General features: G+C 33.3%; 21 protein-coding genes. 17 read left to right on the top strand and 4 right to left on the bottom strand.

From position 1 onward, the window contains the following. Positions 1-195: 195 nt before the first annotated feature. The 8 genes from F8162_RS24905 (at position 196) to F8162_RS24870 (ending at position 9085) form a co-directional block, all read left to right on the top strand. Positions 196-2004: an IucA/IucC family protein gene (locus tag F8162_RS24905; protein ID WP_151630759.1), complete on the top strand. Its 1809-nt coding sequence runs from the start codon at positions 196-198 to the stop codon at positions 2002-2004. Between the two features lie 58 nt (positions 2005-2062). Further along, positions 2063-3901, top strand: coding sequence for an IucA/IucC family protein (locus tag F8162_RS24900; protein WP_151630758.1), 1839 nt, complete (start codon positions 2063-2065; stop codon positions 3899-3901). Next, positions 3888-5126, top strand: coding sequence for a 3,4-dihydroxybenzoic acid-AMP ligase AsbC (asbC, locus tag F8162_RS24895; protein WP_151630757.1), 1239 nt, complete (start codon positions 3888-3890; stop codon positions 5124-5126). The genes F8162_RS24900 and asbC overlap by 14 nt, the downstream gene beginning before the upstream one ends. After that, positions 5123-5398, top strand: coding sequence for a petrobactin biosynthesis protein AsbD (gene asbD, locus F8162_RS24890; RefSeq protein WP_151630756.1), 276 nt, complete (start codon positions 5123-5125; stop codon positions 5396-5398). Before asbC ends, asbD begins: the two co-directional genes overlap by 4 nt. 23 nt (positions 5399-5421) lie before the next feature. Beyond that, positions 5422-6405, top strand: a complete 984-nt coding sequence (asbE, locus tag F8162_RS24885) for a petrobactin biosynthesis protein AsbE (protein ID WP_151630755.1) — start codon at positions 5422-5424, stop codon at positions 6403-6405. Between the two features lie 37 nt (positions 6406-6442). Further along, on the top strand, positions 6443-7285 hold the full coding sequence (locus F8162_RS24880; protein WP_151630754.1) for a sugar phosphate isomerase/epimerase family protein: 843 nt from the start codon (positions 6443-6445) through the stop codon (positions 7283-7285). Between the two features lie 126 nt (positions 7286-7411). Next, a complete protein-coding gene (locus F8162_RS24875) occupies positions 7412-7618 on the top strand; it encodes an alpha/beta-type small acid-soluble spore protein (RefSeq protein WP_000113546.1) in 207 nt (68 codons plus the stop codon). Between the two features lie 237 nt (positions 7619-7855). Further along, positions 7856-9085 carry an MFS transporter gene (locus tag F8162_RS24870; protein WP_151630753.1) on the top strand — a complete coding sequence of 410 codons (1230 nt, stop codon included), beginning with the start codon at positions 7856-7858 and terminating at the stop codon, positions 9083-9085. Between the two features lie 53 nt (positions 9086-9138). Here the strand turns inward: F8162_RS24870 and F8162_RS24865 are convergent, their stop codons facing one another. Next, the gene (locus F8162_RS24865) at positions 9139-9753 is read right to left on the bottom strand and encodes a LysE/ArgO family amino acid transporter (protein ID WP_151630752.1); all 615 of its coding nucleotides are present in this window, start codon (positions 9751-9753) and stop codon (positions 9139-9141) included. 119 nt (positions 9754-9872) lie between these two features. On the opposite strand from F8162_RS24865, the gene F8162_RS24860 reads away from it, so the two are divergent. Together F8162_RS24860 and F8162_RS24855 are read left to right on the top strand one after the other, a co-directional pair. Next, on the top strand, positions 9873-11315 hold the full coding sequence (locus tag F8162_RS24860; RefSeq protein WP_151630751.1) for a PLP-dependent aminotransferase family protein: 1443 nt from the start codon (positions 9873-9875) through the stop codon (positions 11313-11315). Between the two features lie 12 nt (positions 11316-11327). Continuing rightward, positions 11328-11495, top strand: a complete 168-nt coding sequence (locus F8162_RS24855) for a DUF3933 family protein (protein ID WP_151630750.1) — start codon at positions 11328-11330, stop codon at positions 11493-11495. Positions 11496-11591: 96 nt separating this feature from the next. On the opposite strand, the gene F8162_RS24850 is transcribed toward F8162_RS24855, so the two are convergent. Further along, positions 11592-12557, bottom strand: a complete 966-nt coding sequence (locus tag F8162_RS24850) for a patatin-like phospholipase family protein (protein ID WP_151630749.1) — start codon at positions 12555-12557, stop codon at positions 11592-11594. 87 nt (positions 12558-12644) lie between these two features. Then, positions 12645-12794 (bottom strand): YjcZ family sporulation protein, encoded by a 150-nt coding sequence (locus F8162_RS24845; protein ID WP_133963893.1) that lies wholly within the window; start codon positions 12792-12794, stop codon positions 12645-12647. A gap of 224 nt (positions 12795-13018) precedes the next feature. Between F8162_RS24845 and F8162_RS24840 the strand changes: the two genes are divergently transcribed. The 4 genes from F8162_RS24840 (at position 13019) to F8162_RS24825 (ending at position 15871) form a co-directional block, all read left to right on the top strand. Next, positions 13019-13771, top strand: a complete 753-nt coding sequence (locus F8162_RS24840) for a YwqG family protein (protein ID WP_151630748.1) — start codon at positions 13019-13021, stop codon at positions 13769-13771. Between the two features lie 146 nt (positions 13772-13917). Further along, positions 13918-15078 (top strand): transglutaminase domain-containing protein, encoded by a 1161-nt coding sequence (locus tag F8162_RS24835; protein WP_151630747.1) that lies wholly within the window; start codon positions 13918-13920, stop codon positions 15076-15078. Between the two features lie 103 nt (positions 15079-15181). Continuing rightward, on the top strand, positions 15182-15379 hold the full coding sequence (locus F8162_RS24830; RefSeq protein WP_151630746.1) for a DUF4083 domain-containing protein: 198 nt from the start codon (positions 15182-15184) through the stop codon (positions 15377-15379). A 30-nt stretch (positions 15380-15409) separates the two neighbouring features. Continuing rightward, positions 15410-15871: an NUDIX hydrolase gene (locus F8162_RS24825; protein WP_151630745.1), complete on the top strand. Its 462-nt coding sequence runs from the start codon at positions 15410-15412 to the stop codon at positions 15869-15871. Between the two features lie 43 nt (positions 15872-15914). On the opposite strand, the gene nadE is transcribed toward F8162_RS24825, so the two are convergent. Then, positions 15915-16733 (bottom strand): ammonia-dependent NAD(+) synthetase, encoded by an 819-nt coding sequence (gene nadE, locus F8162_RS24820; protein WP_151630744.1) that lies wholly within the window; start codon positions 16731-16733, stop codon positions 15915-15917. Between the two features lie 329 nt (positions 16734-17062). Here nadE and F8162_RS24815 point away from each other — a divergent pair, with 329 nt between their 5' ends. The 3 genes from F8162_RS24815 to F8162_RS24805 are packed head-to-tail and all read left to right on the top strand — an operon-like array spanning position 17063 to position 20746. Next, positions 17063-18370 (top strand): ABC-three component system protein, encoded by a 1308-nt coding sequence (locus F8162_RS24815; protein WP_044783455.1) that lies wholly within the window; start codon positions 17063-17065, stop codon positions 18368-18370. After that, on the top strand, positions 18363-18857 hold the full coding sequence (locus F8162_RS24810; protein ID WP_044783454.1) for a hypothetical protein: 495 nt from the start codon (positions 18363-18365) through the stop codon (positions 18855-18857). Before F8162_RS24815 ends, F8162_RS24810 begins: the two co-directional genes overlap by 8 nt. Beyond that, positions 18854-20746, top strand: a complete 1893-nt coding sequence (locus tag F8162_RS24805; protein ID WP_044783453.1) for a hypothetical protein — start codon at positions 18854-18856, stop codon at positions 20744-20746. Before F8162_RS24810 ends, F8162_RS24805 begins: the two co-directional genes overlap by 4 nt. Positions 20747-20790 lie beyond the last annotated feature (44 nt).

Below are 20790 nucleotides of genomic sequence, written 5' to 3'. Positions count from 1 at the left end.
AGTATTTTTTTCGTGAGTTTTTAACTAGATTAAAGAAAAGAGAGAAAACAAGAAAAATTAAATTAGATAAAAAAATTCTGAAATATACTATTGAATTGAATATCATTATCAATTAGAATCATAATTGATAACGATATTCAATAGTTGTTTATTATATAAAATTTCGATAGCTTTAATATAAAGAGGAGGACCAACATGCAGCATGCGAAACAAATCGCAGAACATGCAACATTACAAAGTTTTTTAAACTGTTATTTAAGGGAAACAGGGAGTGGAGAATGGATTACAGAGGATGAAAGAATGAAAAGTATCTTCAGTAATACGTTGAATAGAGATATAGTCCCCACATATTTATATTGTCGGCTATCAGCACAGAACGTTACTTTGTATGGAGAAGTTATATATAAATCAGCAACAGATCGCCATTTGTTTGGAGAACAGTTTTATTATCAAATTGGAGAAAGTAATTCTGTTATTAAAGCTGATTACGTTACAGTTATTACCTTCTTAATAAAAGAGATGTCTATCAACTACGGAGAAGGGACAAATCCTGCTGAACTTATGCTTCGAGTTATTCGTAGTTGTCAAAATATTGAGGGATTTACAAAAGAGAGAAAAGAAGATACATCTGCATTATACGGTTTTCATACATCCTTTATAGAGGCGGAGCAATCTTTATTATTTGGACATTTAACTCATCCAACTCCAAAGAGTAGACAAGGTATTCTGGAATGGAAAAGCGCAATGTATTCTCCAGAATTAAAAGGAGAATGTCAGCTTCATTATTTTAGGGCACATAAAAGTATAGTAAATGAAAAATCATTATTGCTAGATTCTACAACAGTAATTCTAAAAGAAGAGTTATGTAATGATGAGATGGTTTGTAAAGAATTTATATCGAAGTATTGTAATGAAGATGAATATTCATTACTTCCAATTCATCCGCTTCAGGCAGAATGGCTATTACACCAATCTTACGTACAGGATTGGATAGATGAAGGCGTACTTGAATATATCGGTCCTGTCGGTAAGTATTATATGGCAACATCATCACTTAGGACGTTATATCACCCCAAATCAAAATATATGCTTAAGTTTTCATTTCCAGTAAAAGTAACAAATTCAATGCGTATTAATAAATTGAAGGAACTAGAGAGTGGTCTTGAAGGAAAGGAAATGCTAAATACAGCAATTGGTGAAGTGTTAGAGAAGTTCCCGGGCTTTGATTTTATTTGTGATCCAGCATTTATTACATTAAATTACGGGGCAAAAGAATCTGGATTTGAAGTAATTATACGAGAGAATCCTTTTTATGGTGAACATGCAAATGACGCTACTTTAATTGCTGGATTAGTTCAAGATGCTATACCTGGGGAACGTACTCGTTTATCGAATATTATTCATCGACTAGCAAATTTGGAAAGTAGAACCTGCGAAGAAGTAAGTTTAGATTGGTTTAGACGATATATGAATATTTCTTTAAAGCCGATGGTATGGATGTACTTACGTTATGGTGTTGCGTTAGAAGCTCATCAGCAAAATAGTGTTGTTCAACTAAAGGACGGTTACCCAGTAAAATATTATTTCCGTGATAATCAAGGGTTTTATTTCTGTAATTCAATGAAAGAGATGCTTAATAATGAGTTAGCTGGTATTGGAGAACGTACTGGAAATTTATATGACGATTATATTGTAGATGAAAGATTTCGTTACTACTTAATTTTCAATCATATGTTTGGACTCATTAACGGATTTGGTACAGCGGGATTAATTAAGGAGGAAATTCTTCTCTCGGAATTAAGATCTGTACTTGAATCCTTCCTTCCTTATAACCGTGAACCTTCGACCTTTTTAAGAGAATTGTTAGAAGAGGATAAATTGGCATGTAAAGCAAATTTATTAACGAGATTTTTCGATGTTGATGAGTTAAGTAACCCTTTAGAACAAGCGATTTACGTACAGGTACAGAATCCGCTCGTTAGAGAAGTGGCTGTCCGTTCATAAATAACGTTAAAATTTCACGTAATACAAATAATGGTATTTTTCATAAGGTGGAGGGGTTATGAGAATGGACATGTATCATACAAAAATATTGAAAGCGCTTGAATCAAAAGATTACATTTCAGTAAGAAGAAGAGTGTTACGTCAATTAGTAGAGTCGTTAATTTATGAGGGGATCATTACGCCAGTTCGTATAGAAAGCGAAGAACAAATTCTTTTTCTTATACAAGGACTCGATGAAGACAACAAAAGTGTTACGTACGAATGTTACGGAAGAGAGCGAATGACATTTGGACGTATCTCTATAGATTCATTAATAGTAAGAGTGCAAGAGGGAAAACAAGAAATACAATCAGTTTCGCAATTTTTGGAAGAAGTTTTTCGAGTTGTTAACGTAGAACAAACGAAATTACATTCTTTTATTCATGAATTAGAACAAACGATATTTAAAGACACGATTGCGCAATACGAGAGCTGTAATGAGTTGAAATATACTCAAAAATCATACGATGACTTTGAAAGCCATTTAATAGACGGTCATCCATATCATCCTAGCTATAAAGCACGCATTGGTTTTCAATATCGTGACAATTTTCAATATGGATATGAATTTATGAGGCCAATAAAACTTATATGGATTGCAGCCCATAAGAAATATGCGACTGTAGGTTATGAAAATGAAGTGATTTATGACAATATTTTAAAAGGTGAGGTAGATGAGCCTACATTAGAAGTGTATATGGAACGAATTCACAGTTCGGGATGTGATCCAAAGCAGTACGTGTTTATACCTGTTCATCCTTGGCAGTGGGAAAATTTTATCATTCCCAATTACGCCGATCATATACAAAATAAAAATATTATGTATTTAGGAAGATCAGCGGACGATTATTGTGCGCAACAATCTATGAGGACGTTAAGAAATATTACGAATCCAAAGAGACCATATGTAAAGTTATCACTGAACATGCTTAATACTTCAACACTCCGTACGCTGAAACCATATTCAGTTGCGAGTGCACCAGCTATATCGAATTGGCTAAGTGATATCGTAAGTCAGGATTCTTATTTAAGTGATGAATCGCGCATCATTTTGTTAAAGGAATTTTCGAGTGTAACGTATGATACGAATAAGAAAGCCACATATGGTTCATTAGGGTGCATTTGGCGTGAAAGTGTTCATAATTATTTAGATGAGCAAGAAGATGCAGTTCCCTTTAACGGTTTATATGCAAAAGAGAAGAACCGGACACCAGTTATTGATATATGGTTAAACAAATATGGGATAGAAAATTGGTTGCGATTACTTATTCAAAAAGCAATTATTCCAGTTATACATCTTGTTGTAGAGCATGGGATCGCATTAGAATCACATGGACAAAATATGATTTTAGTTCATAAAGAAGGGCTACCTATCCGTATTGCATTAAAGGATTTCCATGAAGGACTTGAGTTTTATCGTCCATTCTTAAAAGAAACAAATAAATGTCCGGACTTTACTAAAATGCATAAAACGTATGCGAATGGAAAAATGAATGATTTCTTTGAAATGGACCGTATTGAATGTTTACAAGAGATGGTATTAGATGCACTGTTCTTATTTAATGTAGGAGAATTAGCTTTCGTACTTGCGGATGAATATGATTGGAAAGAAGAAAGTTTTTGGATGATGGTTGTGGAAGAAATTGAAAATCATTTTAGAAAATATCCACATTTAAAAGAGAGATTTGAAAGGATTCAATTATATACACCTACTTTTTATGCCGAGCAATTGACGAAGCGTCGTTTATATTTAGATGTGGAATCACTTGTTCATGAAGTTCCAAATCCATTGTATAAAGCAAGAAAACTTATGAAACAAAAATCAGTTACTGCAGGGGGAAATTATGCTAATCGTTAATAAAGAAGAGTATAGTAAAAGTGATTTTGATTTGAGATTACAAGTTTATAAGGAGATGGAACAATTTCAAGAAGTAGCAGGAAATAGATTTGCGCTTTGTTTGAAAGATCCATTCGATATTATTACGCTTGTGTTTTTCTTAAAAGAAAAGAAAGCATCAGTATTGCTAATACATGAAGATACCCCAAAAGAAACGGCTATTGAAATGGCAAAGCGTGCAAATTGTATCGGAATTTTATGTAGAGAATATAATGATTTTACGAAATTAGAAGTAGTGAACTCTTTACTAGAAGAGCCATCTTTATTGCAATATAGTTCTGGAACTACGGGAGAACCGAAACTGATTCGTAGAGCATGGACGGAAGTTGATACAGAGATTACTGCTTATAATGAAGCTTTAAACTGTGAAGAGGATGAAGTGCCGATTGTTATGGCTCCTGTTTCACATTCATACGGACTCATATGTGGTACGTTATCTGCAATTACAAGGGGAAGTAAACCTATCATCATTACGAATAAAAACCCTAAATTTGCATTAAATATAGTTCGCAATACAGAAAAACATATCATATATGCAGTACCACTTATGTTACATATTATGGGGAGTTTCCCGCAAGGAACGTTTCAGTTTCATAAAATTATGACATCTGGAGCGCCTTTGCCAGAAGCATTATTTTATAAACTAAAAGAAACGACAACATATATGATGCAGCAATACGGTTGTTCTGAAGCAGGGTGTATTAGTATATGTCATGATATGAAAAGCCATTTAGATTTAGGAAATCCACTACCTCATGCGGGTATAAGCATAGGTTCAGATGAAAATATGCCTGAAGAAATCGTAGTGAAAATGAACGATAAAGAAATTTTCACGAAAGATTTGGGGTATAAATCTGAGCGTGGCCTTCATTTTGTCGGGCGCATGGATGATGTGATTAACGTTTCAGGATTAAAAGTGTTTCCTATAGAGGTAGAAGAAACGATGCTTCGACTAGAAGGTGTTCAAGAGGCAATTGTATACCGGGGGAAACATCCTGTGATGGGCGAAATTGTTAAAGCGAAAGTAATCTCTCATATTGATCCAGTGCGAATAAGAGAATGGTGTATGCAGCATTTACCACCTTATAAAGTTCCGCATGAGATTGAAAGTGTAACTGAAATTCCGAAAAATAAAACTGGAAAAGTAAGTAGAAAATTATTAGAGATGGGAGAGGTTACAACATGAGACGTGAAATATTAAAAAATGAAGTGTTGAAAATTATGACAGAAAAAATGGAGCTAAAAAATGTAACGCATTTAGAAGAAAAGATGCGTTTAAACCAAGATTTATATATAGATTCGGTAATGATGTTACAACTCATAGTCTACATAGAAATGGATGTAAAGCTATGCGTTCCAGAGGATGAGGTAGACCCAAAAGCATTTCTTACTGTAGGATCTTTACTTGATTTTATGGAGGGATTACAGCCGTTACAGGAAGTGAATGTGAATAACTAACCTTTAGGAAAGTAGATGAGAGTATGACTTCAATTAAAGTTCACTGTTTAGTGAGTTGTTTTTGCGAAATTATAAAAAGGCGTAGCGATATAGATTTTCGTCCCTTTTATTTTGGATTATGGGATGGAGATTTCGATATAACAGAAGGTGGCATTATTTCGTATCACTCCGAAAACATTAACCATGATAATTACTTACTATGGTATGAAAAGTTGTATGGTACGAAAGTGAACGAGTGGTACGATCATGCAAAAGATAAAGATAGCAATGTAGAAACGTTTTTACAATTAGTAGAAAACAAGCCAGAAAATCGATATGTCATTGTAATGGTGGATATGTCTCTATTACCAGAGAGGGAAAATAAATTTCATCAAAAACCGTTTCCGCATTATTTAATGATATCAAAGACAGAGAAAGAAGAAGAATGGTTCATGCTAGATCCTGATTTTCGCTGGGAAGGGAATATGGAAAGAGAAAAAGTGCTTCACTCTGTTCAAGATAACCCATTTGGTGGAGGGTATTTCATTGATGTAGAAGGAATTCAGGAGCCAACAAAAGAAATGGTAGCGAGTTATTTCATAGAAACTTTCAAAAGAACTGACAATGAACTGACGATGGAGCTGAAAAATTTAATTATAAAAATGGCAAATGAAGAAGAAGGGTATTCGCTTTCTGGTCTTGTAGCGGCAGTGAAACAAATACCCGTACTTGCAATTCGTAAATATAGTTATGAACATGCCTTTGCATACTTCCGTGAAACGTTGCAATATTCGGAGCAAGAGTTTGATTATTGGTGTGATCGGGTAGAGGATATTGTACAAGGATTTACAAATGTACAGTATCGTGCCATTAAAATGGGGATGACGAATAATAAAGATATGTTATTATCAATTGTTGAAAAGCTGGATGAAATGAATGCAATTGAACTGCAAATAAAGGCTGAATTAGAGAGACAGTTTTTATCATGGAAAGAAATGAAAACAAACGAGTCTGTCTTAGCATTTTAAAAACTTAACTGAATTTAAGATAAGGGAGTTCAAACCTATGAAATATTCATTATGTACTATTTCCTTTCGTCATCAATTAATTTCATTTACTGATATTGTTCAATTTGCATATGAAAACGGTTTTGAAGGAATTGAATTGTGGGGGACTCATGCACAAAATTTGTATATGCAAGAGTATGAAACGACAGAACGAGAATTGAATTGTTTAAAGGATAAAAACTTAGAAATCACGATGATAAGTGATTACTTAGATATATCATTATCGGTAGATTTTGAAAAAACGATAGAGAAATGTGAACAACTTGTAATACTAGCTAATTGGTTTAAAACGAACAAAATTCGTACGTTTGCTGGACAAAAAGGTAGCGAAGATTTCTCGGAACAGGAGAGAAAAGAGTATGTGAAGCGTATTCGCATCATTTGTGAAGTATTTGCTCAGCATAATATGTATGTACTTTTAGAAACACATCCAAATACGTTAACGGATACATTGCCTTCTACGTTGGAATTATTAGGAGAAGTAGATCATCCGAATTTGAAAATAAACCTTGATTTTCTTCATATATGGGAGTCGGGAGCAAATCCAATAGACAGTTTCCATCAACTAAAACCGTGGATACAACATTACCATTTTAAGAATATATCGTCAGCAGATTATTTACATGTGTTTGAACCGAATAATGTATATGCAGCAGCGGGAAGTCGAATTGGTATGGTTCCATTATTTGAAGGTATCGTAAATTATGATGAGATTATTCAGGAAGTGAGAGAAACTGACCATTTTGCTTCACTTGAATGGTTTGGACATAATGCGAAAGATATATTAAAAGAAGAAATGAAAGTATTAACAAATAGAAATTTAGAAGTAGTAATTTCTTAATATAAAAAGATGTAAGAGTCTCTCCTTGTAGAGACTCTTTTTTAAAAAGTAAAAATAACCAAAAATTACCATGTATTTAAATTGAAATTTAACACAATTTATATATAAATAAGGAGGTGATTGGTAATGGCTAGAAATCGTAATTCTAATCAATTAGCATCACATGGAGCACAAGCAGCTTTAGATCAAATGAAATATGAAATTGCACAAGAGTTTGGTGTACAACTTGGGGCTGAAACTTCTTCACGTGCAAACGGTTCTGTAGGCGGTGAAATTACAAAACGTCTAGTAGCGATGGCAGAACAACAACTTGGTGGCGGATATACTCGCTAATTGTAGAAGGTTATAGGAGAAAGGAAGGATTCTTCCTTTCTTTTTTTTTCAATTAATTGGTATGGATATATTGCGAACTGGATTCAAAGAATAGGAATAATACTATATTTTCCCCAATTTCTTTTGTTGCAAATGGGAAGTAGTAAAGATGTAATAGCCCTGGTGGAATGAAAAATTATGTTCCAGCAGGGCTATTATATGGTCAGAAATATACGATGAAAGGGTTCCGAAGCCAACATGTTAAAAAAAGAAAACTGTTGTTTAATTGCGCTTGCATCAGTTCCACTTGTTATGACATTAGGGAATTCAATGCTCATTCCAATCCTACCGACTATCGAAAAGAAATTACATATTTCATCGTTTCAAGTATCCATGATTATTACAATCTATTCCATTGTAGCCATTTTACTTATACCAATTGCTGGTTATTTATCAGATAGGTGGGGACGAAAGATGGTAATGGTTCCGAGTTTGCTGATTGCGGCTATAGGAGGAGCTATAACTGGTTGGGTGTCTTGGAAAGTTGATAATCCCTACACTTGGATATTAATCGGTAGAGCGATTCAAGGTATTGGTGCTGCTGGTGCAATGCCAGTTGTTATACCGTGTGTTGGTGATTTATACAAAGATGAAAAACAAGTTAGTACAGGTTTAGGAATCATTGAAACATCCAATACATTTGGAAAAGTGCTGAGCCCTATTTTAGGATCTGCTCTTGCTGCCATTGTATGGTTCTTACCATTTTGGGCGATTCCAGTTTTATGTGTAGTATCAATTGTTTTATTACTTGTTCTAGTAAAGGCAAAGAAACAAGAAGGAGAAGTACCACCACTTAAAGAGTTTATAAAATCTATTCTCTCTACGTTTCGAGAAAAGGGAAGATGGTTGATTGCCATTTTTGTATTAGGTGCAATTATTATGCTTATTTTATTCGGAATTCTCTTTTATTTGTCGACTAAACTGGAATCAAAGTATGACATTCATGGTATTTGGAAAGGGTGTGTACTTGCTATCCCGTTACTTGTACTATCACTTAGTTCATATATGGCCGGTAAAAAAATTGGAGATAATCAAAATATGATGAAGAAGTGTATTTATATTGGTTTTTTAATGGCCGCTGCATCAGTTATCATTCCTTTATTTATAAAAGGAATCTATTTACTGCTTCTTTGTCTCGTTATTATGGGAATCGGAATTGGTATGGCACTCCCATGTTTAGATGCCCTAATTACACAAGGAATTGAAAAGGAGCAAAGGGGGACAGTTACGTCATTTTATAGTTCAATGCGGTTTATCGGTGTAGCAGCTGGACCACCTCTATATTCTTTTTTCATGAAAGGTGCTGACCATGAAGTGTTTTATGTAACAAGTATTTTCGCTGGTATTGGTGCTGTTATAGCAATGATTTGGATTAAACCAGCAAAAGATGCAAAGACGGTAAAACAGAAACCGGAACCTACTTCATAATTTGTAAGAGAATTGCATGATGTTTTCAGTAACATGCAATTCTCTTTCGTTCATTAAGAATAAATAACTTGTTTTAACATATAAAGTGCGACACCCCAAATGATGAGACCCGAAAATTTATTTAATAATACGATTGTCTTTCCAGTTGAGTCTATTCTTTTTAGAAATTTCCCCGCTAAAGCTAAGCTTATAAACCAAATCCAAGAAACGATAATAGTTGTAAGTGTGAAAGCCCATTTTTCACTTCCTATGTATTGAATAGAATTTGTTCCGATTACACCAATTGTATCTAAAATTGCATGTGGATTTAATAAAGAAACCGATGCAGCGAAAAGGATTTGCTTTTTTAATGGCATGCTGTTTTCTTGTTTTATATCATTGGAAGGGGTACTTCTCCAAATAACAAAGCCCATATATAGGAGAAAGAAAAATCCAATTATATATAACGTGTTAGTTAGCCAAGAAAAAGTAAGGAGTACAAGGGAGACACCTTGCACCGCAATTAATATAAGTAACGTGTCACATAGAGAAGCAGTTAATACGACAGGCGCTGCCCTCCAAATGTTTGGTTGGCTCGCACCTTGGTTAAAGACGAAAACATTTTGGACACCGAGTGGAATGATAAGACCAAATGCAAGAATGATACCATGAATAATTGCTTCACTCATCATATTACCTCCTATTTAAATTCATTATGATAGTGTATATTGTATAGAAGAAATGAAAGTTTGTATCCATCCATATGGTTGGGGGAGGTTACCAACCAAAAAGAATATAAGGTGATATGATGGAAAGGTTCGTTTGGAAACCGAATATGTCTCTAGAGACTCCTCTGTATAAACAAATAGAAACGTATATAAAAGAAAGAATTGTGAATGGAGAATGGACTGTTGGAACGAAATTACCTTCACAAAGAGATTTGGCACACACATTTGGTGTGAACCGGAGTACAATTGTAATGGCTTTCGATGAGCTAGTGGCAAAGGGATACATTGAAGGGAACGGCAGGAAAGGAACAATTGTTGTAAATAATAATGAGAATGCTTCAACGTACGCACCCCCGCCTAATTGGCAGTCTTATGTAGAAACAGGACTTCATTATCCGAATCTGCCTGCTATTCAAGAGATTAATCAAGCTGAATTTTATCCGCATGTAATTCGTTTAGGAACAGGTGAGCTTGCGCCAAGTCTTTTACCTGAAAAAAAGATGAAAGATATTATGAATAAGCTTTTAGCGTCAAAGGTGACACTTGGCTATGAAGAACCGAAAGGAAGTTTCTATTTAAGGAAGAAAATTGCGGACTATTTAAAAGGACATGGTGTATATGTAACTCCTGATGCTATATTAATTGTTTCAGGAGCAATTCAAGCGTTGCAACTTATTTCTATGGGACTTCTTCCAAAAGGGGCATCCATCTTATTAGAAAAACCATCTTATTTATATTCGCTTAATGTTTTTCAATCTGCAGGAATGCGTTTAATTGGAATACCAATGGATGAGAATGGTATACATGCATCATATATTCCGAAATATAAGAAGCAATTTAATACATCTATTTTATATACAATCCCGTCTTTTCATAATCCGACGAACTTTAGTATGAATGCGAAGAAACGAATAGAAGTGATGGAAATATGTAACGGAATTGGTTTGCCGATTATAGAGGACGCGGTGTACCAAGACTTATGGTTTGATGAGCCTGTTTCAAAGCCTTTAAAAGCATATGATAAAAATGGAATTGTACTACATATTGGAAGTATGTCTAAAGTCATTAGTCCAGGATTAAGAATTGGATGGATTGTTGGATCTGAGCCAGTCATTCAAAGATTGGCAGACATAAAAATGCAAACAGATTATGGTTCAAGTTCTATATCCCAGCAAATTGCAGCGGAATGGTTTGCAGATGGGTTGTATGATGAGCATTTACAGTTTGTAAGAACTAAGTTGAAAAAACGTAGAGATTTTATGTTGCAAATGTTAGAGGAATATTGTCGTGATATAGCAACTTGGTACAAACCGGCAGGTGGTTTTTATATTTGGTTACATATGCATGTACCCGTTTCAAACCGTAGCTTATTTGACAAAGCCTTAAAAGAAAAGATTTTATTAAATTCAGGTACTTTATATGATAGAAGTGCAAAGCAATTTTTGCGACTATCATATTCATACGCTACATTAGAAGAAATTGAAATAGGTATAAAAAAACTTGCGCAACTAATGAAAAAGTAAGAGGAGAAAGTAATGAAACAATATGTGATTTGTCAAATTATCGATGGAGAAAAATATTTAGCTGCTTATGCGGAAACGAAGCAGGAAGCAATTGAAAAAGCAGAACTCTTGGGATTGCGAACAGGAATTCGATACACAGTTATTACTGCAGAGGAAGCGGAAGGTTTAACGTATCCTTAAGCAACGTGTCAGATTGAGACTACATAGGAGTTAAATAAGCCTAGTAACATATAAGGTTATTAGGCTTATTTATTTTTAAAGTGTCAAGTAATAGTATTATGAGTCAAGTTGACGGAAATACCGATTTGTTCTTCGGTCCTGATGTCCGTTTCTATAGTCATCAATATATTGTCTAAAGTTCCACGATTGTAAAAACTTATTTGCGGCATTATAACCAGAATTGTATAGCCACTCTTTTTCTTCCTTTGTTAAGTCGAAGTTTGTACTAGTAATGGCTCCTGTTGGAATTGTAATTGTTCTTGCTTTTGATTCCTTATCTAAATGACGTAAATCATGGGCTTGCATCATTGTTTTAAAAAGTCCTTTGAACATGGAGATAGGCTCGTTATAGTGGGCTGGGTCAGCTTGAATCTCATCTTTTACGAAATGAAATCCAAAAGTTGGCCAGCGAGGAGAGGTAGATGAGTCGAAAATCCAAATTGGATAATTGCTTAAAATCCCTCCATCAACCATATAACAAGGTTGCTTCCATTTAGGGGTTCTCCATTTTACCGGTTCAAAGAAGAAGGGGATTGTACTACTCATTCTTACAGCTTTAGCAATAGAGAAACGATAATTTAAAAATCCGTAGTTCGGTAAGTCATCAGGAAAGATAACCATTTTACCATTACTTATATCAGAAGCGATAATTTTAAGCTTATTTAAATCAGGTAAATCTGTAAATAAGTGAACTCCTTTTTTTCGAAGTAATTCTTCAATCCATTCTTCTATAAAAATATTAGAGTAAATACCAAGAGTAGTCCATGCGCTTAATCCTTTTCCGATAAATGGAATTCTGTCAATAAAGGTTTTCTTCATAAATTTATTATAATCAATATCATTTATAATCGTTTTTAACTCGGAGCAAGAATATCCTGCTGCTAGGAGCGCAGCGATAATGGAACCAGCTGATGTTCCAGCTACACGCTCCCATTCATAGCCTTTTTCAGCTAACGCACAAATTGCCCCTACATGCGCAATTCCGCGTACACCGCCCCCTTCAAAAACACCATCAATCTTCATCAATCATACTTCCTTTCGCATAAAAGATTTGAAAATGGCAAAAAAGCACGTATTGTACGTGCTTTTTTACAATAGTTTTTAAATTTACTAGCAGCCTACAAAGCCGCCCCAACAGCTAGCTCCGATGATGATTAGAAGGATAAATAAAACGATTAATAAAGCGAAACCTCCATAACCACAACCGCCGCCACCACCGCCACCGTATCCGTAACCACAGCAACTATATCCGTAACCCATGTGGAATTCCTCCTTAAATTAAAAATAAAAATGAACGAGGGGAAAATGTACTGGAAGAAATAATGAACTATCGTGTTTGTAGGAACAATGTATACTATGCTTTTTTAAACTTGTTCGCGTATGGAGGAAGAGCCCGTTTTTTTGAAGGCTTGTTGTTTTTATAAAGAATGGAGTATAATTTTTGTGCGATGATATAAATAAGTATGTAAATGTAAGGAGAAATTATGAATAAACAAATTGAAGTATTAATTGATAAATATGGGCTGACACATTTAAAAGAGGAACTTATTCATACAGTATTTCCTTGTGTAAAAGTTGTGCCAAAGCAGGAGGAAGCAGTTGCGATAGGTAGTTCGAAAATGGGAGGAGTTCCTGATTTACCAGCTGCATTTGAATACCCAACGAACAAAGGAAATCCGTTACAATTTATCGCTCAATTTAATTTAAATGATTTACAAAATGTTGGTATGGATCACAATCTACCTAAGACAGGAATGTTATATTTTTTCAGCATTGAAAATTACTTTGAAGAAGATATGAACCCAACTGAAGCGGGACGTGTACTTTATTATGATGTTCCTGTAGAGCAATTACGAAGAGCAGATGAATTGCAAGCGAATTATAACCAGTGTGCCACTACTTTTGAACTGACATATAAATTGCCAGAGCTTTTCATTGAAGATGAGGCGGATTCAGATCGATTCTTACAATTGCTTGAAGAGTTAATTCCAGACAACTACGATAACCATCAAATGTTTGGTGAGCCATTCTCTGTACAAGATGAGGTATTGTACGAAACTGGACAATATATGGAAATAGACCCGCAGCAAATGACGCTTTTATTCCAAATTGATTCAGATACTAAAAATTGTAATATGATGTGGGGAGATTTAGGGATGCTTTATTTCTGCATTGGAAATGAAGACTTGAAAAATCGACGCTTTGAAAATGCATGTTGTGTATTACAAACATGTTAATGAAAAAGGTTGTTCTTGTAAAAAGAGCAACCTTTTTACAATGTTAAATATGCATAATCTCATATGACCTATACGAAAAAGTATTGTATACTCTGAAACTATACGATACTTTTTTCGTATAGTTATAGAATGTAAGGAGTGACGAGATGGGAAAGACAAGTAAGTATGTGACAGCTACCCTGCTTTGTTCAACTATAGTAATGGGAGGCTTACACGTGTCATCAGTATCTTATGCAGCTACGAATCCGACTGTAGCGACAATACAATCAGATACAAAGCTTTTAAATGATTTCAGAAAAGAATTAAAAAAACAGGTTGATAATCGAGAAGAAAATATTACAATTACATATAAAACGAAAGATAGAAATGCTAGAAATGTTATGGATCAATTGTATGGCGAGTTTAATAAAATTGTAGATGCAGATGAGTATGTAAAATATAATGTAGCCTCTACTAAATATTCTATTAAAGGGCTACCAGGAAACTATACGTTTACACTGCAAGTGAAATACCGTGAATCAAAAGAGCAAACACAATATGTAAAATCGCAGGCAAAAGCAATTATCGGTTCAATTGTAAAACCTGGGATGGATGAGCATGAGAAAGTAAAAGCTATTCATGATTACGTTGTAAAACATGTATCGTATGATACGTCTTATAAAGCGTATACAGCATATGAAGCATTAGCAAATCGTTCTGCCGTTTGCCAAGGATATACGTTATTAACATATGAATTGCTAAAAGAAGCGGGTATCCAAAACCATATTGTAACAGGTACAGGAAATGGACAAGCTCACGCATGGAATTTAGTGAACATTGAAAACAAATGGTATCATATTGATACGACATTCGATGATCCAGTACCCGATAAAGCTGGGCGCGTAACATATTCATATTTTAATATGTCTGATGAGCAATTAAGTAAAGATCACGACTGGGATCGCAGTAAATATCCAGCGGCAACTACAAGTTACTTTAATGAATTAACACACAAAATAAAAGCGGGTAGTTCAAAGACTGCTGCGTATGAACAAATGTTAAAAGAAACAAATTTAAAATATTTGTCTGCACAATACGGGGCAGAGAATTACAGTGAATTTAAGAAAAAATTACAGCAACAATTCGCTTCTAAGCCAGAGAAGGTAGAAGTACGATATAAGCAATCCATGGATGGAACAATGCAAGATATAAAGAAAGTGTTAAATGAAATAAATTGGCCAAAAGGTGCAAAGCGTGTATCTTATCAAGTAGCACCTTATAGTGCGATGGCAGATTATTCATTAACGACAATTACATTTACCTATTAATCAATGAAAAAGAGCATCTGTAAAAGGTGCTCTTTTTATTATGTATCACTTTAAAAAACAGAATTGTGTGATAAAATGTAAAAAGGAAGGATGTGGAATCTGATTGAATTTGTTCGAAAGTAATATTTTTACATTGATATATACTTGTTTAGTAATCGGACTTATCGTTTTGTTTTTCCTATCATTTACTTTGTTCCTTAGAAGATTATTGCAAAATAGCACTGCAAAAAAACAACATGAAATTAATATGAATAAGAAGTTAGATCGAATTATTGAATTGCTTGAAAAAGATAAGAAATAATGATAGAAGACGTATGAAAAGGGGAAGAGGATGGCCAATTATATAAAAGAATTACGTGAAAAAATAGGGCACGACTGTGTTCTTATAAACTTTGCGGGTGGTTGTGTGTTGAATGAACATGGAGAAGTATTGCTGCAAAAAAGAGGTGATTTTAACGCTTGGGGATTTCCTGGTGGTGCAATGGAAATTGGAGAATCTGCCGCTGAAACCGCGATTCGAGAAATAAAAGAAGAAACAGGTTATGATGTAGAAATAAATGAGCTTATCGGGGTGTATACAAAATATTTTCAAGCCTACCCAAATGGAGACAGAGCCCAGTCAATTTTAATATTCTTTTCATTTTCAATTACCGGGGGAGAGAAGAAAATAGACGGTGATGAAACGTTAGATTTGAAGTTTTTCCCGCTAAATAAAATGCCACCATTGTTTAATCAACAACATGAAGATTGTTTGCAGGATTTACTAGAGAAAAGAGTAGGGATGTATCGTTAAAACATAAAAAAGAAGCTAATGAGATTAGCTTCTTTTTTATGTTTTATTTCCACCAATCATCAAACATTGATGCTGGAACTTGTCTTTTATGTTCACTTACTGTGTAACGTTTTTCAATTTTTTCTGCTACGTCAGCTGGAACAGCCTTACCTTCTAAATAGTCATCAAGTTGATCATACGTAATACCTAACTCTGTTTCATCAGCTTGACCTGGTTTTTCATCTAATAAATCAGCTGTTGGCATTTTTAAGTATAGTCGCTCGTCTGCACCTAATTCTTGTAATAGAGCGCGTCCTTGGCGTTTCGTTAATCCTGTTAATGGTAATAGGTCTGCACCACCATCTCCGAATTTTGTAAAGAATCCTGTAACAGCTTCTGCAGCGTGATCAGTTCCAATCACAAGTAGCCCTTGTTGACCACCGATTGCGTACTGCGTAACCATACGGATACGTGCTTTCACGTTACCTTTATTGAAATCTGTTAATGATTCACCTAATACGTTTTCGTATTGATTTGAGAAAGTATCAACTGTTGACGCTATATCAAATGCAACAGATTGGTCAGATTGAATAAATTGTAATGCTAATTGTGCATCATCTTCGTCCTTTTGCACTTTATAAGGAAGGCGCACGGCGATAAACGTTGCGTTACCACCTTCATTACGAATTTCCTCCACTGCAAGCTGAGCTAAACGTCCAGCTAATGTAGAGTCTTGTCCGCCACTAATGCCAAGTACAAATCCTTTTGCACCTGTTTTTTTTACATAATCTTTTAAGAAATCTACACGTTTACGGATTTCTGCTTTCGGATCAATTACAGGCTGAACATGTAATGCTTTCATAATCTGTTCTTGTAATGTCATTATGTTTCCTCCTATTCATATTAAAGCGGTAATTAAGTTTATATGTATATTGGTACATACTTCTATCCTTTATTATTTCGCAAAACTAACGAATATACAATAGGATGCGTGTATGAATATGAATGTAGTCATTATAATGAAACTGCTTCGTTTAAGCAATTTTTTTGAAACCTTTCAAAAATGTCATGTAATCTGGTGAAACTTTTATTTTTGTAATTGTATTATTATTAAAAATATTTTCAACCTCCATCATTTGATAATATTCTCCTCATAAACTCATTTTTCATGGTAAAATATTCATAAAAAAGAATTTGTGAGGAGAATAAGGGTTGAAGCAAAAAAGATTAATACAAGACCTTCAAGGGCTTTATGCTGATAAAAAATTAATACCATTTGTTGGTGCAGGTTTATCATATCCTTTTAAAATTCCTACATGGGGACAAATGATTAAAGAGATTTCTAATCGATTTAAGGATGATGAAAGCTTTCACAAGCCAGTTGTAGCATTAATTGAAAAAGGTGATTATGATTTTGCCCTTCAATATTTAATGAATATCTACTCTTTAACAGAAAGGGACATTCAAGAAGAAATTAAAAATATAATAAGAGAGAAGCGAATACAACTTGATGCTCCTCGATCTCATAACTATGTGGATTTAGCAAATCTAGATTTTAACACTGTAGTTACTACTAATTATGATGATCTTTTACGAACCTACTTAGGCCAAAAAGGATTTATAGCTCAAAATTTATGTTCTACTACTATTAGTGCCGAAGAATTGAATGATCAGAGTTTTACAAAGAGAATTTGGCATTTACATGGAGACATCCATGATACTGGAACAATTGTTATGACCAATCAGAAATACCAAGATTTATATTCAAATAATAAATTTGAAAGATTTTTCTCTTTGCTATATGCAAATTATCATTTTTTAATGATTGGTTTTTCATTTGATGATGAATATATTAAAAATTTCTTTGAATCTTATGTTACGGATTATCATTCAAAACATTATCTTATTTTAAATAAGCCATCACAATCTCTTATACAGGATTTAAATAGTAGGTATCGAGTTGAGGTGTTAAGTTACGAGGCTACAACCGATGAAGAGCATGTGATAGAAATTCGTAAACTGTTGGAAGAAATAAGTAAAAAAAAAGATAGTGGTGAAATAGATAATTCATCTTCCTCTGGGGATAGCCATTTTTTAGAGAAGTTAGAATTGGAAGATAAAGAAGAATTAGATAGGAGTTTATTTTGTAAAAAGATAAAACTTGAAGAAATTGATAAGTTTACTTTGGAGTTAAGTAAGGATTATTTCTTTCAGGCAGAATCTTATCTTAGGTATTTGAGAAGAAATAATTATGAGGAAGGGTTTATTAGATCTCTTTTAAGAATAGTAGATATAAAGTATAAAGAGCTATATAAAGCTGAATACTTACCAAAAGGTGAGAGTCAGATATTAATAGATTCAGTACATTCAGCATTGAATTCAGTAAATTATGGACGATACGAAGAACAAATGCATAAGATTAAACCTCTAGAGTCAGAAAATAAGGGATTTGTGCATATACTTGCTGATGATATAAAAGAAGATGTTTGGTGGGGAGAGAAGAGGGAATTGGATGTCTGAACTTACAGGAAATGAAAGGAAATTACCATTATCAATCGATTTTCTATACAATAATAATCTATTAGATATGTTCAATATGCTGTGTGTATTGTATGAATTCCGTGAAAAGAGAAACGGTGTATCTGTAGACGAATTGACATTTTATTTAAGTATTGCTACTTCAGATAATTTCAAACATATTTTAAAGGTTTTTGAACAAGAAAATAAGGATATCTATTCAAGTGTTGAAAATAATTATTATTATTACGAACCTAAAATTAGATTATTGATATTAAAAGCAAGTAACTTAGAATTAATATCTTTTATACCAACTAAAAAGAAGATTGATTACAATTTTAAAGTGAAAATTTCTTTAATTGGTATTGAAAAAATAGAAAATTTGGAAAATGTATTTTTCAAACATTTAATTTCGAGGATGGAAAAAATAAAATTACAAGTGAAATATAATAAATCCAATTTATCTATATTGCAAGGTGGTATCTTATGAACAAGAAAATAAAAATAAATAAATTAATTATTGAAGGAGATGAATATAAAAGAACCATATCATTCGATGAATCTTTAACGATTATTTCTGGAGATGGTTGGTCGGGGAAATCTTTAGTTCTTAAGTTAATAGATTACTGTTTAGGGAAGAGGGACAAATTTAATTTTAATGTACAAGAAGAATTAGGTTTATATTGCAATGAGGTTTATTTAGAAATTGAATTGCCGAACCAACAAATTACAATATTAAGACCACTAAAGAAAAATCATACAAAAATTTACTTGTATTATTCTACTTATGATGAAAGAAAATCTTATTTACCAAAGGTTATAGATTATGGCGAATTAGGGGATATTTTGTTTGGATTATTAGATATTCCAATTATAAATAGGATTAAGAGTAAGGCGAAGTCAAATGAGAAAACAACTGAGCGCCTATCTTTTAGAGACATTATGAGGTTTGCTTTTATTCCACAACAAGAAATAGGAACTAATGTTTTTTTAAAGAATAATGATAAATTTACTTCTTATAAGAATACCCCGACGTTCGAATTAATACATAACTTGTTAAACCCAGATGCAAATAGTATAAATGAGGAAATAGCTAATACTACAAATTTAATTGAAAAATGTAAGAAAGATATTAATACATTTCAACAGTATTTAGATGTAAGGGATGCTGAAGATATTATCCAACTACAAGAAGATATAGATGAGTTGAATTCTAAAATTGAAGATAAGAAATCCGAAAAACAAGGATATGTATCTGCATATAAAGAAGCTAACAAAAAGCAGTCATCAATGTATGAAAAGTTAAAACAGGAAACATTAGAAGTGGTTAACAAAAAGAAAGAGATTCTTAGGCAGAAAAGAGATTTAAACATTTCTTTAACAAGTAAGCAAGAGTTAATGACTCATTATCGGGAAGAATTAAAACAACTAAGTGCTACTGTGGAAGTTATGCATTTAGTAAAGATTGAAAATCATATAAAAAATTGTCCGTTATGTAACTCTGAACTTATACATAAAGATGAAGATATATTCGATTATAACCTTACTGATCAATTGAGAAAACAATTAGAGGGAAAAATAAAAATCTTAGATAATACAATTGCCCTAGTAAATGAAAAAATAAATGATTTAGAGAAGGAATATGCAAATTTTGAAGACCGAGAAAAGGTTCTATCTATTGCATTAGAAGAGTATACTCAAAAAATATCTATACCAAACTTTTCTGAAATTGAAGTGATTAATCGAATTATAATCGATTTAGATAGTAAATTAAATTCATATAAAGAGTTAGTAGGGGTACATAAGAAAATAAGACAACTTGAGATAGAGGAAGAGGAATATAAAAAGAAGCTTGGAGTACTAGAGGCCTCTTTGCAGAGCTTACTGAATGAAGTGGAAGATGAGGAAGTAATATTAGAATTTTTGAATAAGAAATATATTGAATTATTACAGAAATTTAAATATCCTGCGACAGCAGAAAAAGCATATATTGATGAACAATCGTATATGCCATGGTATAATAATGCAAGTGTTTTTTCACATGATAGTGGCGGTCTGTTGATGAGTATACAATTATCCTATTTAGGAGCAATCTTACTCTGGAAAAGTAAATTTCCAGAGAGACAAAATCACCCTGGATTTCTGCTATTAGATTCATTAAGTAAATATATGGGGACTAATAGTGAAGGTGAAAATGCAGATACACTAGATCCAGAAAGTTATAAAGCAATTTATGAATTCTTAATTGAGTTATCAGAACATATACAAATAATTGTAGTGGAAAATACCCCACCTCCATTTGTACAAAAATACAATAAGTATAAATTCTATAGAACAGAAATGCGTGGGCTTATTAATCCTAGGTTAAATGAGAAATAAATTTTTATAATGTACCAAAAACTCGCTAAAACTAGCGAGTTTTT

Origin of the sequence: Bacillus sp. CH140a_4T (assembly GCF_008923725.1) — a bacterium.
Taxonomy (GTDB): domain Bacteria; phylum Bacillota; class Bacilli; order Bacillales; family Bacillaceae_G; genus Bacillus_A.
The sequence above is the reverse complement of the archived record's forward strand: the minus strand, read 5'-3'. Positions and strand labels throughout refer to the sequence as shown.

What these genes read in the sequence shown, in the direction of transcription:
- F8162_RS24825 (WP_151630745.1), top strand. Translation starts at nt 15,410, where the DNA reads ATGGCCAATTATATAAAAGAATTACGTGAAAAAATAGGGCACGACTGT.
- F8162_RS24860 (WP_151630751.1), top strand. Translation starts at nt 9,873, where the DNA reads ATGGAAAGGTTCGTTTGGAAACCGAATATGTCTCTAGAGACTCCTCTG.
- F8162_RS24865 (WP_151630752.1), bottom strand. Translation starts at nt 9,753, where the DNA reads ATGAGTGAAGCAATTATTCATGGTATCATTCTTGCATTTGGTCTTATC.
- F8162_RS24850 (WP_151630749.1), bottom strand. Translation starts at nt 12,557, where the DNA reads ATGAAGATTGATGGTGTTTTTGAAGGGGGCGGTGTACGCGGAATTGCG.
- F8162_RS24875 (WP_000113546.1), top strand. Translation starts at nt 7,412, where the DNA reads ATGGCTAGAAATCGTAATTCTAATCAATTAGCATCACATGGAGCACAA.
- F8162_RS24840 (WP_151630748.1), top strand. Translation starts at nt 13,019, where the DNA reads ATGAATAAACAAATTGAAGTATTAATTGATAAATATGGGCTGACACAT.
- F8162_RS24905 (WP_151630759.1), top strand. Translation starts at nt 196, where the DNA reads ATGCAGCATGCGAAACAAATCGCAGAACATGCAACATTACAAAGTTTT.
- F8162_RS24900 (WP_151630758.1), top strand. Translation starts at nt 2,063, where the DNA reads ATGAGAATGGACATGTATCATACAAAAATATTGAAAGCGCTTGAATCA.
- asbC (WP_151630757.1), top strand. Translation starts at nt 3,888, where the DNA reads ATGCTAATCGTTAATAAAGAAGAGTATAGTAAAAGTGATTTTGATTTG.
- F8162_RS24835 (WP_151630747.1), top strand. Translation starts at nt 13,918, where the DNA reads ATGGGAAAGACAAGTAAGTATGTGACAGCTACCCTGCTTTGTTCAACT.
- nadE (WP_151630744.1), bottom strand. Translation starts at nt 16,733, where the DNA reads ATGACATTACAAGAACAGATTATGAAAGCATTACATGTTCAGCCTGTA.
- F8162_RS24845 (WP_133963893.1), bottom strand. Translation starts at nt 12,794, where the DNA reads ATGGGTTACGGATATAGTTGCTGTGGTTACGGATACGGTGGCGGTGGT.
- F8162_RS24870 (WP_151630753.1), top strand. Translation starts at nt 7,856, where the DNA reads ATGTTAAAAAAAGAAAACTGTTGTTTAATTGCGCTTGCATCAGTTCCA.
- F8162_RS24805 (WP_044783453.1), top strand. Translation starts at nt 18,854, where the DNA reads ATGAACAAGAAAATAAAAATAAATAAATTAATTATTGAAGGAGATGAA.
- F8162_RS24880 (WP_151630754.1), top strand. Translation starts at nt 6,443, where the DNA reads ATGAAATATTCATTATGTACTATTTCCTTTCGTCATCAATTAATTTCA.
- F8162_RS24810 (WP_044783454.1), top strand. Translation starts at nt 18,363, where the DNA reads ATGTCTGAACTTACAGGAAATGAAAGGAAATTACCATTATCAATCGAT.
- asbE (WP_151630755.1), top strand. Translation starts at nt 5,422, where the DNA reads ATGACTTCAATTAAAGTTCACTGTTTAGTGAGTTGTTTTTGCGAAATT.
- F8162_RS24855 (WP_151630750.1), top strand. Translation starts at nt 11,328, where the DNA reads ATGAAACAATATGTGATTTGTCAAATTATCGATGGAGAAAAATATTTA.
- asbD (WP_151630756.1), top strand. Translation starts at nt 5,123, where the DNA reads ATGAGACGTGAAATATTAAAAAATGAAGTGTTGAAAATTATGACAGAA.